10 protein-coding genes are annotated in these 11,619 nt (G+C 72.6%); 1 reads left to right on the plus strand and 9 read right to left on the minus strand.

The genetic code is table 11. The features are described 5' to 3' along the window. Positions 1-121: 121 nt before the first annotated feature. The 7 genes from IEY79_RS05410 to pdhA form a co-directional block, all read right to left on the minus strand. On the minus strand, positions 122-1,108 hold the full coding sequence (locus tag IEY79_RS05410) for an NAD(P)H-quinone oxidoreductase (protein WP_189106144.1): 987 nt from the start codon (positions 1,106-1,108) through the stop codon (positions 122-124). A 117-nt stretch (positions 1,109-1,225) separates the two neighbouring features. Continuing rightward, positions 1,226-2,305, minus strand: coding sequence for a potassium channel family protein (locus IEY79_RS05415; RefSeq protein WP_189106145.1), 1,080 nt, complete (start codon positions 2,303-2,305; stop codon positions 1,226-1,228). Then, on the minus strand, positions 2,302-3,795 hold the full coding sequence (locus IEY79_RS05420; protein WP_229700668.1) for a molybdopterin molybdotransferase MoeA: 1,494 nt from the start codon (positions 3,793-3,795) through the stop codon (positions 2,302-2,304). Before IEY79_RS05420 ends, IEY79_RS05415 begins: the two co-directional genes overlap by 4 nt. Further along, a complete protein-coding gene (locus tag IEY79_RS37230; protein ID WP_229700711.1) occupies positions 3,792-4,715 on the minus strand; it encodes an NTP transferase domain-containing protein in 924 nt (307 codons plus the stop codon). Before IEY79_RS37230 ends, IEY79_RS05420 begins: the two co-directional genes overlap by 4 nt. A gap of 350 nt (positions 4,716-5,065) precedes the next feature. Next, positions 5,066-6,481, minus strand: a complete 1,416-nt coding sequence (locus IEY79_RS05425) for a dihydrolipoamide acetyltransferase family protein (protein WP_229700669.1) — start codon at positions 6,479-6,481, stop codon at positions 5,066-5,068. Further along, positions 6,481-7,512, minus strand: a complete 1,032-nt coding sequence (locus IEY79_RS05430; RefSeq protein WP_189106148.1) for an alpha-ketoacid dehydrogenase subunit beta — start codon at positions 7,510-7,512, stop codon at positions 6,481-6,483. Before IEY79_RS05430 ends, IEY79_RS05425 begins: the two co-directional genes overlap by 1 nt. After that, positions 7,509-8,690, minus strand: coding sequence for a pyruvate dehydrogenase (acetyl-transferring) E1 component subunit alpha (gene pdhA, locus IEY79_RS05435; protein ID WP_373292471.1), 1,182 nt, complete (start codon positions 8,688-8,690; stop codon positions 7,509-7,511). Before pdhA ends, IEY79_RS05430 begins: the two co-directional genes overlap by 4 nt. Before the next feature lie 174 nt (positions 8,691-8,864). On the opposite strand from pdhA, the gene IEY79_RS05440 reads away from it, so the two are divergent. Beyond that, entirely contained in the window at positions 8,865-9,377 is a 513-nt protein-coding gene (locus tag IEY79_RS05440; protein ID WP_373292472.1) for an Lrp/AsnC family transcriptional regulator, read from the plus strand. A 62-nt stretch (positions 9,378-9,439) separates the two neighbouring features. Here IEY79_RS05440 and IEY79_RS05445 read toward each other — a convergent pair whose 3' ends face one another. After that, on the minus strand, positions 9,440-10,036 hold the full coding sequence (locus IEY79_RS05445; RefSeq protein WP_189106149.1) for a TetR/AcrR family transcriptional regulator: 597 nt from the start codon (positions 10,034-10,036) through the stop codon (positions 9,440-9,442). Further along, positions 10,033-11,580: a 3-hydroxyacyl-CoA dehydrogenase gene (locus tag IEY79_RS05450; RefSeq protein ID WP_189106150.1), complete on the minus strand. Its 1,548-nt coding sequence runs from the start codon at positions 11,578-11,580 to the stop codon at positions 10,033-10,035. The genes IEY79_RS05445 and IEY79_RS05450 overlap by 4 nt, the downstream gene beginning before the upstream one ends. Between the last annotated feature and the right edge of the window lie 39 nt (positions 11,581-11,619).

Consider the following 11,619-nt stretch of genomic DNA (forward strand, 5'->3'; position numbering starts at 1 on the left):
TTGCCAAGGTCGCGACCGGTCCCGACCAGTTCGGACCGAGCTGCCCACCCGCTGAGCGAGACCCCCGGGCTGAGGTCGGTCTCCGGAGGTTCTCGGAGACCGACCGGAGTGCCCGCGGGTGTTACGGGCGCAGCAGCAGGATCTTGCCGACGTGGTCGCCCGACTCCAGCGCGCGGTGCGCCTCCGCCGCCTCCGACAGCGGGAAGGTGCGGTCCACGATGGGCCGCACCTGCCCGGCGCCGATCAGCGGCCAGACGTGCTCCCGTACGGCGGCGACTATCGACGCCTTCTCGCCGAGCGGACGTCCCCGCAGCGATGTCGCCGTGATCGCGGCGCGCTTGCCCAGGAGGGCGGCCAGGTTCAGCTCACCCTTCACCCCGCCCTGGAGACCGATCACCGCGAGGCGGCCGTTGACGGCCAGGGCCTTCACATTGCGGCCGAGGTACTTGGCGCCGACGATGTCGAGGATGACATCCGCCCCGACGCCGTCCGTGGCCTTCTTCAGCTCCTCGACGAAGTCCTGCTCGCGGTAGTCGATCAGGATGTCCGCGCCCAACTCCGCGCAGCGCGCCAGCTTTTCGGGCCCACCCGCCGTGACGGCGACCCGCGCGCCGACCGACTTCGCGAGCTGGATCGCCATCGTGCCGATGCCGCTCGCGCCACCGTGCGCCAACAGCGTCTCGCCGGGGCGCAGATGGGCGATCATGAAGACGTTCGACCACACGGTGGCGGTCACTTCGGGAAGCCCGGCGGCCGTCACCAGGTCCACGCCGTCGGGTATGGGGAGCAGCTGGCCCACGGGGACCGCGACCTTCTCGGCGTAACCGCCGCCCGAGAGCAGGGCGCACACCTCGTCGCCGACCGACCAGCCCGAGCCCTCGGTGCCAGGGCCGAGCGCGGCTATCCGGCCCGCGCACTCCAGACCGGGGTAGGGGGACGCGCCGGGGGGCGGATCGTAGTTGCCCTGGCGTTGCAGCAGATCGGCGCGGTTGACCGCGCTCGCCGCGACGTCGACGAGGACCTCGCCCTCGGTGAGTACGGGATCGGGCACTTCGGCCCAGACGAGCGCCTCTGGGCCACCGGGTTCCGGAATCGTGATCGCATACATGGACGGGAGGCTACCCCCCGGCTCTGCGCGCAGTACCGCTCGCGGGTGCGGACTCCGGCCCGTATGCCCCGCCCCCGGTCACGGGCCGCGGGACGGCGGTGGCCGGCAGCCGGCCGGTCAGTCCGACTTGCTCTGCTCCGGACTGGGATCCGCCCGCACGATCGTGATCAGCCGGTCGGTGAGCTGGAGCGGGCTGGCCGACGGGTCGTCGTACCCCAGCAGCCGGTGCCCGCGCAGGACACTGACCACCAGATCGTCCGTCTCTCGTACGCTCCGCCCCACCTCGGCCTTTATCACCGGTCGTTCGATGAGATCGAGACCGCTGCCCTGCTGGATCAGGTCCTCCATCACCGTGCCCGCGACGGGGCTGAGCACGGAGAGCCCGAGCAGCCGGCCGGCCGCGCTGGCGCTGGTGATCACGGCGTCCGCGCCGGACTGGCGCAGCAGCGGCGCGTTCTCCTCCTCGCGTACGGCGGCGACGATCTTCGCCCCGCGGTTGAGCTGACGCGCGGTCAGCGCCACCAGTACCGCCGTGTCGTCGCGCTGAGTGGCGATCACCACCTGTCGCGCCCGCTGGAGTTCGGCCCGCAGCAGTACGTCGCTCCGGGTCGCGTCGCCCATGACGCCCACGAATCCGTCCGCGTTCGCCGCCTCGATCACCTTCGCGCTGGGGTCGACGATGACGATCTGGTCCTTCTTGAGACCGGTCGCGCAGAGGGTCTGCACCGCCGACCGGCCCTTGGTGCCGAAGCCGACGATGATCGTGTGGTCACGCAAGTTGGACCTCCAGCGGTTCAGCCGCCACTCCTCCCGGGTGCGCTCCGTGAGGACCTCAAGAGTGGTGCCGACCAGGATGATCAGAAAGAGCACGCGCAGCGGTGTGACCAGCACGACGTTGATGAGCCGGGCCGCGTCGCTGTACGGGACGATATCGCCGTAACCCGTGGTGGAGAGGGTGACGGTGGCGTAGTAGACGGAGTCGAGGAAATCGACCGAGGCATCCGAGTTGTCGTGATAGCCGGTGCGGTCGATCCAGACGATGAAGACCGTGGTGGCCAGCACCCCCAGCGCCATCAGAAGCCGCTTGCTGACCTGCCGCAGCGGCCGGTCGACGATCCGGCGCGGCAGCTTCACCCGACTGGTGACCAGGTGTTCGTCGGCATGGCGCGCCATGGCGTCTTGGCCGGGAAGTTTCACGTGAAACACCCGTCATCGATCGAGCCGGTGGCATCGGTCCAGGCGGCCCAGGGCAGGTCGAGGACTTCCAGTTCATCACCCGGACGCGCGCCGCCGGGGGGCACGACCGCGAGCCCGTCGGCGACGGCGATGCCGCGCAGCATGGCCGGACCGTTGTAGCGCAGCGGCACGAGCCGGTCGTCGCGGTGGACGAAGGGAACGAGCCGGGTGTCGTGGGGGTGGCCGTGCACCTCGTCCCGTACGGGCGCGTGGTACGCGGGCGCGGGCGCCCGGCCGCCGAGTGCCCGCAGCAGCGGCTCGGCGAGGGTCAGCAGCCCCGATACGGCGGCGAGCGGATTGCCCGGCAGGCCCACCAGATGGCGGCCGGAGGCGAGCCTGGCCAGCAGCATGGGGTGGCCGGGGCGTACGGCGACCCCGTCCACGAGCAGTTCGGCACCCGCCCTGGTCAGCACGGGGTGGACATGGTCGACGGGGCCGCCGGCCGTACCGCCCGTGGTGAGGACCAGATCGGCCTCGGACTCGGTCACCGCCCGGTACAGGGCGTGCTCGTCGTCGGCGACCCGCCGGGTGTCGATGACCTCGGCGCCGAGTGCGCGCAGCCAGGGCGCGATCATCGGGCCGAGCGCGTCACGGATGAGGCCGTCGTGGGGCAGTCCCCGGACGAGGAGTTCGTCGCCGAGGACCAGGATGTCGACGGTCGGGCGGCGGGCGGTGAGCAGTTCGTCGTAACCGGCGGCGGCGGCGAGGCCGAGCACCGCCGGAGTCACCACGGCGCCCGCGGGCAGGAGTTGGTCGCCGGAGCGGCACTCCTGGGCACGGGGGCGGATGTCCTGGCCGTGGACCACCTGGCGTTCGGCGTGGAGGTGGCCGGTGGTGTCCGTGCGGGCGTGCTCGCTGCGGAGCACGGCGGTGGTGTCGGGCGGGACGCGGGCGCCGGTGGCGATCCGTACGGCTGTGCCGTCCGGGAGCGGGGTGGCGGCGGCGTGCCCCGCGAGGATGCCGGTGTCGGCGGCGGGGGGTGCGTCCTCAGTCGTGGGGTCCGCCGCTTCGTCGGGCTCCACGGGTCGTACGGACCAGGGGCCCGGTCCGGACACCGCCCAGCCGTCCATCGCGGAGGTGTCGAAGGACGGCAGGTCGGTGAGGGCGGTCAGGGGCTCGGCGAGCACATGACCCAGGGCCTGTTCGAGGGGGACGCGGCGGGTGCGGGCGGGGTTCGAGGGGCTGCTGAGGTCTTCCGCGGGCGCGGACTCGGGCGCGGTCGCCATCGCCGCCGCCGAACGGCCGGAGCGGGCCGCGATCGCACGGGCCTCGGCCCACGGCACTGCCCGGTGCCTGTCCCTGCCTGCCGCTTGCCTCGCCGGCGCGGAGCTGTGGTCGGTGCCGTGGCACGCGCCGGCGCCCGGCTCCTCGCCCCGGCCCGCCTCCGGCTGCCTGGCGAACAGCGCGAGGACGTCCTCGACGCCGTCGACCTCGCGGTCCTGAGCCGTCATCCGGCGTCGGCCCCCTCGGCCCTGCCGCCGTTCCCGTCCTTCCCTCTCTTTCCTTCCGTCTCGTCCTTCCCGTCCGTCTCGTCTGCCCAGCGCAGGGCGAGGGCCACGGCCTTCCGGGACGCCTCGGCCACCGCCTCGGGACCTCCGCCGCCCGCCGCCGCACGTCCCGCCGCGTACCCGACCAGAAAGGTCGTCAGCGGCGCGGCCGGCCGCGCCACACCGTGCGCGGCGTCGCGGGCGAGATCGAGCAGGAGCTTGATGTCGACGTCGAGTTCGAGGCCGAGTTCGTCCTTGACCGCGGTAATCCATTCATCCAGCACCGTTCCATGCTCCCTGATGCGTGCCCGCGCTGTGGAGATGTCTTCCCAGGTGTCGCAGTCGAAGGATGCGAGCGGGTCGACGTCCGCAGCGACCCGGGCGAGGTCGAGTTCATTCGTCAGCAGTCGGAGCGGCAGCCCTGCGATGCTGCCGTACTCGGTGGCGAGGAGGGCGATCTCGCGGCGCAGCGGTTCGGTGCGGTACGCCGCGACCAGCGGCTGGTCGCGGCCGTCCGCGTCGGTGAGCAGCGCGCCTTCCCGTTCGGCGTCGGCCGCGAGCACGTCCAGAAGCCGGCGCGTCGTCTCCCGTGTCAGGAAGGGCAGATCGGCGGAGAGCACGAGCACCGTGTCCGCCTCGACGTGCCGTACCCCCGCGTCGAGCGCGGCGACCGGGCCACCGCCCGGTGGCTCCTCGCGCGCCCAGCGCACCGGCCGCGCCGTGGGCCGCCGACCGCCCACGACCACGGTCCGCGCGGCGTCGGCGCACGCGCCGAGCACCCGGTCGAGCAGCGCCCGGCCGCCGACGCTGACGGCGGGCTTGTCGACCCCGCCGAGCCGCTTGGCGGCACCTCCGGCGAGCACGATGGCGTCATGGGCGGTCATGGTCATGGCTGAAGTATGGTCCGCGATCGCGTGTCCGACGCATGTGATGTCGGACCGTGATGTACGACCGTGATCTTGGCCGGGTCCCGACGGTGATGGCGACCGGTGCGGAATGTGATCTTGGCCCCGCTCCTTCGGCCTCGTCCGGGAGAGCCCGAGCACATGCGCCGGCGCCTCGGTGACATTCCGCTCGTACGGCGCGTTCGCCGCCCGCGTCACCAGCGCGTCCGCGTGACGGGCACGATCAGCCGGAAGCCGCTCGGCGACCCCGTCCGCGTCCACCCGGCTCGGCACGGCACGGTCGCCGCGGGCTGCCGGGTGGTACGGAACGTGATCGTGCCCGGCGTGGTCTACAACGTGCGCAGCAGCACCGCCGGTTGTTCCACGCAGTCCGCGACGTACCGGAGGAACCCGCCCGCCGTGCCGCCGTCGCACACCCGGTGGTCGAAGGTGAGGGAGAGCTGGACGACCTGGCGTACGGCCAACTCGCCCTGGTGCACCCACGGTTTGGCGACGATACGGCCGATGCCGAGCATCGCGGCCTCGGGGTGGTTGATGATCGGCGTGGAGCCGTCGACGCCGAACACGCCGTAGTTGTTCAGCGTGAACGTGCCGCCCGTCAGATCGGCCGGAGTCAGCGTCCCCGACCGGCCGGCCTCCGTGAGCCGGGCGAACTCCGCGCTCAGGGACTCCGCCGAACGGTTCTGCGCGTCCCGTACGACGGGGACGACCAGCCCGCGGTCGGTCTGCGCGGCGAAGCCGAGATGGACGTCGCGCAGGCGGACGATCTCCCTGGCTTCCATGTCCACCGTGGAGTTGAGCTCCGGGAAGCGCGCGAGCGCCGCCGTGCAGATCCGCGCCAGCAGGGCGATGAGGGAGATCTTCGGTCCGCCGGCCGCGTTGGCGGCCGTCCTCGCCGCCATCAGTTCCGTCGCGTCCGCGTCGACCCAGCAGGTCGCCTCGGGGATCTCACGCCGGCTGCGGCTGAGCTTGTCGGCGACCGCGCCACGCACACCGCGCAGCGGTACCCGCTCGGTGACCGCCCCGGCGGCGGAAGAGGAAGCGGGGGCGGTGGGCGCCGCTGTCTGCTCTGCCGGCTGTCCGGCCTGCTCGATCCGCTCGATGGCCTGCTCGACGTCGCACCGCAGGATCAGCCCGTCCCGGCCCGATCCGGCCAGCTCCCGGAGATCGAGCCCGTTCTGCCGGGCCAGCCGCCGCACCAGCGGCGAGATGACCGGAACGGGCCCCGAACGCTCAGGTGCGGGTGTCGGCGCCGGCGACGGCGGATCGACAAGCACGACCGGGGCGACCGGGGCGGCAGGCCCGGCCGCTGCCGGAGCCGCGCCGACGACCGTCGCGGGGCGCACCCGGCGCCGCCGGGCGGCCGGAGCCCCCGTGCCGTAGCCGACCAGCACGTTCCCCGACGTCTCGCCCGAGCCCGACCCTGCGGCCGCGGCCGCCTCGGTGCCCGGACCGGAACCCGAATCCGCGCCGGGACCGGCGGCGGTGGCCGGCTCCGACGCCCCCACCGCCACCGTCAGCAGCGGCGCGCCGACCGGCAGCTCCGTGCCCTCCTCGCCGTACCGCGCGGTCACCACGCCCCCGTAGGGGCACGGGACCTCCACCATCGCCTTGGCCGTCTCGACCTCGACGACGGGCTGGTCGATGGCGACGACGTCGCCGACCGCCACCAGCCAGCGGACGATCTCGGCCTCGGTCAGCCCCTCACCGAGATCCGGCAGCTTGAATTCGAGCACCTGGGCCATCAGCTGTCCGCCTCCCACTGAAGCCGCGCGACCGCGTCCAGCACCCGGTCCACACCCGGCAGATGGTGCTGTTCCAGCATCGGCGGCGGATACGGGATGTCGAATCCGGCGACCCGCAGGACCGGCGCCTCCAGATGGTGGAAGCACCGCTCGCTGATCCGGGCGGCGATCTCCCCGCCGGGCCCGCCGAAACCGTTGGACTCGTGGACGACCACCGCGCGCCCCGTGCGCCGTACGGAGGCGACGACCGTCTCGTCGTCGAAGGGCACCAGCGAGCGCAGGTCCACCACTTCCAGGTCCCAGCCCTCCGCTCGGGCGGCCTCGGCCGCCTCCAGACAGACGGTGAGGGAAGGACCGTACGTGACGAGCGTGGCGCTCAGTCCCGTGCGCCGCACGACGGCCCGGCCGATCGGCTCCACCGCCGCCGGTGACTCGGGCGACCACTGCGCCTTCGACCAGTACAGCCGCTTGGGCTCCAGGAAGACCACCGGATCGTCGGAGGCGATGGCGGCCCGGAGCATCCCGTACGCGTCCTCGACCGTCGCCGGGGTGACGACGTGGAGGCCGGGCGTCGCCATGTAGTACGCCTCGGAGGAGTCGCTGTGGTGCTCGACGCCGCCGATCCCGCCGCCGTACGGCACACGGATGGTGATCGGCAGCGGCAGCGAACCGCGCGTGCGGTTGCGCATTTTGGCGACATGGCTGGTCAGCTGCTCGAACGCCGGATAGGCGAAGGCGTCGAACTGCATCTCCACGACGGGCCGCAGCCCGTACATCGCCATGCCGACCGCCGTGCCCAGGATTCCCGCCTCGGCCAGTGGCGTGTCCGTACAGCGGTCCTCGCCGAACTCGGCGGCGAGTCCGTCGGTCACCCGGAAGACCCCGCCGAGCGTGCCGACGTCCTCACCGAGGACGTGCACGGTCGGGTCCTCGGCCATCGCGTCGCGCATCGCGCGCTGCAACGCCTGCGCCATGGTGGCGGGCTTCGCCGCCTTGCCGGTCCTCGTCGCCCTGGAGGCCACGGTGGTCATCGCGTCTCACCCTGTCCCGCCGCGTCGCCGGCCGGGTCGGCCGACGCGTCCAGCTCGGCCCGCAACTGGGCCGCCTGCTCGCGCAGTTGCGCCGTCTGCTCCGCATAGATGTGCGCGAAGAGGTCCATGGGATCCAGCTCCGGGTCGGCGTTCATCCGGTCGCGCAGCCGCGCGGCCATCGCGTCGGCGTCGTCGGCCGCCTTCCTGATCCCGTCCTCGTCGAGCATCCCGCGCTCCGTCAGCTCGTGCTCCAGCAGCCGGACGGGGTCATGGGCGCGCCACGCCTCGACCTCGCCGTCGCCGCGGTACCGCGTCGCGTCGTCCGCGTTCGTATGAGCCTCGATGCGGTAGGTCACGGCCTCGATGAGCGTCGGGCCGCCGCCACTCCTGGCCCGCCGCACGGCCTCGGTGAGGACCGAGTGCACCGCCGGGGCGTCGTTCCCGTCGACGAGCCTGCCGGGCATTCCGTAGCCGACGGCCTTGTGGGCCAGCGACGGCGCCGCGGTCTGCTTGGCGAGCGGGACGGAGATGGCGAAGCCGTTGTTCTGCACGAAGAAGACGACCGGTGCCTTCCATACGGCGGCGAAGTTCAGCGCCTCGTGGAAGTCGCCCTCGCTGGTGCCTCCGTCGCCGACCATGGCGAGCGCGACCACGTCGTCACCCTTGAGGCGCGCGGCGTGGGCCAGCCCGACGGCGTGCGGGAGCTGGGTGGCCAGCGGTGTGGAGAGCGGGGCGATGCGGTGCTCGCGCGGGTCGTATCCGGTGTGCCAGTCGCCGCGCAGCAGGGTGAGGGCCCGCACGGGGTCCAGGCCGCGTGCCACGACGGCGAGGGTGTCGCGGTAGCTGGGGAAGAGCCAGTCCTGCTCCTGGAGCACCAGGGCCGCGGCGACCTCGCAGGCCTCCTGGCCGGTGCTCGACGGGTAGACGGCCAGCCGGCCCTGCTTGGTGAGGGCGGTGGCCTGCGCGTTGAACCGACGGCCGCGGACCAGCTCCGCGTAGAGCCGCCGCAGCAGCTCGGGGTCGGCGTCCGCCACCGCTTCCGTACCCAAGACGCGGTACGGCTCGGGGTCGGGGAGCAACGGGGCGGGGTCCGTACGGGGCTGCCACGCCGGGGGCGGGGTGGACCGGTGGACGACGGCCCCCGGGGGCTCCTGGACCGTCGTGCTGCTCTTCTTCAACGCGTGCACCTCCTCATGGGAGCGGGCTGGGCGGCGCGTGAGTGTGGCGCGCCTCACCTACCGATTGTTCGGTTGCCGCGCCATTTTGGCTACCGGCGCCTTCAGCCTGTGGACAAACGGTTCTGCACAGCCTGTGATGGGCACAAGGTGTCCAAGAGTGGAGAGGTGGGGGACATGGCGGCTGAACAAATGGCCGAGGACTGGGAGCGGGCCGGGCAGCAGCCGCCGCCCCGGCCCCTGGACGCGATCGACCACGACATCCTGCGGATCCTCCAGACGGACGGCCGTGCCTCGATACGGTCCGTGGCCGAGCGCGTCCATGTCTCGCGCGCCAACGCGTACGCCCGGATCAACCGGCTCATCGAGGACCGCGTCATCCGCGGGTTCGGCGCCAGGATCAACCACGAACGGGCAGGTCAGGGCGCTTCCGCGTACATCACCCTCAAGATCGTGCAGAACTCCTGGCGCACCGTGCGCGAACAGCTCCAGGAGCTGCCGGGCGCCACGCACATCGCGCTGGTCAGCGGCGATTTCGACGTGCTGCTGCTGGTCCACGCCCCGGACAACCGGACGCTGCGGGAGCTGGTCCTGACCCGGCTCCAGTCGATCCCCGAGGTGCTGTCCACCCGCACCCTGCTCGTCTTCGAGGAGACCGACCTCGACGCGCCGGGCCCGCCCACGCCCTGAAGCCGGGGGCGTCCCCGGCGCCGTACGGGTGCCAGGGCCCGTCCTAGGCGGGTTCGGTACGCCTAGGAGGGTTCCGTACGCAGCCCGTCGAACGCCATCCGTACGACCGCCTCGGCCACCTGGTCACTGTCGTAGCCGCCGGCCGGCTGCGGCCGGTACCACTCCACCAGCGAATTGATCATGCCGAAGAGCAGGCGCGTCGCCAGCCGTATGTCCATGTCCGCGCGGAGGTCGCCGTCGGCCGCCGCCGCCTTCAGCAGGCCCGCCACCCGCTGGTCGAAGTCCCGCCGTCGCTCCATGGCCCACCGCTCGGTCCTGGTGTTCCCCCGTACCCGCAGCAGCAGAGTCACATAGGGCAGCTCCGCCATCAGGACCTCGACGGTGCGGCGCGTCACGTACTCGACGCGCTCGATGGCCCGGCCGCGCCCGGCGTCCGGCTCGTCGAGGATCCCGAAGAGGCCGTCGATGGCCCGGCTGACCGCGCGGCGCAGCAGCTCCTCCTTGCCCGACACGTGGTGGTATATCGAGGACTTGGAGATACCGGCGGCCTTGGACAGATGCTCCATGGAGGTGCCGTCGTAGCCACGCTCGTTGAAGACGCCGACCGCGACGGTCAGCAGAGTCTCGGGGGTGTAGGTGTCGCGCTTGGCGGTGGTCATGATCCCGCCCCTTCCGGCGCGGCGCCGGCCGCCGGCGCGGCCTCGGCGGCGGCGAGGCGGCGCAGCGCCTGCGAGGCGCCGTACCGGCCCGACGGATACTCCTCGTGCAGCCGCTCCAGCAGGTAGAGCGTCCGGTCGGCCCCCAGCTCCGCCCCCCAGTCGAGCGGCCCGCGCGGGTAGTTCACGCCGAGCCGCATCGCGGTGTCGATGTCCTCGGCGGACGCGACACCGCGCGCCTCGGCGTCGAGCGCGAAGTCGACGAGCATGGCGACCGTACGGCCCACGATCATGCCGGGGACGTCGGCGATCACGCTGACCTGCTTGCCGAGAGCCTGGAAGAGGCCCACGGCCCCGCGGACGGACTCCTCGGCCACCGTGGCGGACGGTGCGAGAGCGATCCGGGTCGCGGTGCGGTAGTCGAGCGCGAGGTCGAAGTGGATCAGCCGCAGGTCGGAGGAGTCCGCCGCCTCGCCGTCGGTGAGGAAGAGGCGGGTGCCGCAGGGCAGTTCGAGCCAGCCGGGGTATCCGGGGACGGCGTCTTCCTTACGTATGACCTCGATCCCGGCCTCTTCGATCAGTCCGGGCAGCGCCGCCGCCGCGAACAGCTCGCCCTGGACGACGACGGACGACGGCGGTTCGGCGGGCGGCGCTGTCATCGGTACGGGCGCGGGGGCGCCGTCCTCGTAACTGAACCAGCCCCGGCCCGACTTGCGGCCGAGCCGGCCCGACTCCACCAGGCGCCGCTGGGCCAGGGAGGGCGTGAAGCGCACGTCCTGGAAGAAGGACTCCCAGACGGAGCGCGTGACCGCCTCGTTGACGTCCTGGCCGATGAGATCGGTCAGTTCGAAGGGGCCCATCCGGAAGCCGCCGCTCTCGCGCAGGACGGCGTCGATGGTCGCGGGGTCGGCGGCGCGCTCCTCGTACAGACGCAGCGCCTCGGCGTAGTAGGGGCGGGCGATCCGGTTCACGACGAAGCCGGGGGTGTCGGCGCAGCGCACGGGCGTCTTGCCCCAGGCGGCCGCCGTCTCCGACGCGCGCGTGGCCGTGCTCTCCTCGGTCGCGTGGCCGCTGACGACCTCGACCAGCGGCAGGAGCGGCGCGGGGTTGAAGAAGTGCAGGCCGACGAAGCGGCCGGGGATGCGCAGGGCGCCGGCGACGGCCGTGACGGAGAGGGAGGAGGTGTTGGTGGCGAGCAGGCAGTCGTCGCCGACGATGTCCTCCAGCGCCGTGAACAGATCCTGTTTGACCGTCAGTTGTTCCAGGACGGCCTCGACGACGAGGGCGGCGTCCGCGAGCTCGGACAGTTCCGCGGCGGGGAGCAGCCGGGCCTTGGCGCTGTCGCGGGCGTCCGCGTCCAGCCGGCCCTTCTCCGTCAGCCGGTCCAGCCGGGCTCCGACGGCCTCCGCCGCCTCCTTGGCGCGGCCGGGCAGGGCGTCGTAGAGGCGCACGGGGTGGCCGGCGACGAGGGCCACCTGGGCGATTCCCTGTCCCATCGTGCCGGTGCCGACCACCGCGACGACGCGGGAGCGCTCGATTGCTGTCATGACCCCGATCCTCCTGTATGAACTTTCGCCGCGTGACGG

Origin of the sequence: Streptomyces camponoticapitis, from assembly GCF_014646115.1 — a bacterium.
Classification (GTDB): domain Bacteria; phylum Actinomycetota; class Actinomycetes; order Streptomycetales; family Streptomycetaceae; genus Streptomyces; species Streptomyces camponoticapitis.

What these genes read in the sequence shown, in the direction of transcription:
- IEY79_RS05410 (WP_189106144.1), bottom strand. Translation starts at nt 1,108, where the DNA reads ATGTATGCGATCACGATTCCGGAACCCGGTGGCCCAGAGGCGCTCGTC.
- IEY79_RS05420 (WP_229700668.1), bottom strand. Translation starts at nt 3,795, where the DNA reads ATGACGGCTCAGGACCGCGAGGTCGACGGCGTCGAGGACGTCCTCGCG.
- IEY79_RS37230 (WP_229700711.1), bottom strand. Translation starts at nt 4,715, where the DNA reads ATGACCGCCCATGACGCCATCGTGCTCGCCGGAGGTGCCGCCAAGCGG.
- IEY79_RS05425 (WP_229700669.1), bottom strand. Translation starts at nt 6,481, where the DNA reads ATGGCCCAGGTGCTCGAATTCAAGCTGCCGGATCTCGGTGAGGGGCTG.
- IEY79_RS05430 (WP_189106148.1), bottom strand. Translation starts at nt 7,512, where the DNA reads ATGACCACCGTGGCCTCCAGGGCGACGAGGACCGGCAAGGCGGCGAAG.
- IEY79_RS05440 (WP_373292472.1), top strand. Translation starts at nt 8,865, where the DNA reads ATGGCGGCTGAACAAATGGCCGAGGACTGGGAGCGGGCCGGGCAGCAG.
- IEY79_RS05445 (WP_189106149.1), bottom strand. Translation starts at nt 10,036, where the DNA reads ATGACCACCGCCAAGCGCGACACCTACACCCCCGAGACTCTGCTGACC.
- IEY79_RS05450 (WP_189106150.1), bottom strand. Translation starts at nt 11,580, where the DNA reads ATGACAGCAATCGAGCGCTCCCGCGTCGTCGCGGTGGTCGGCACCGGC.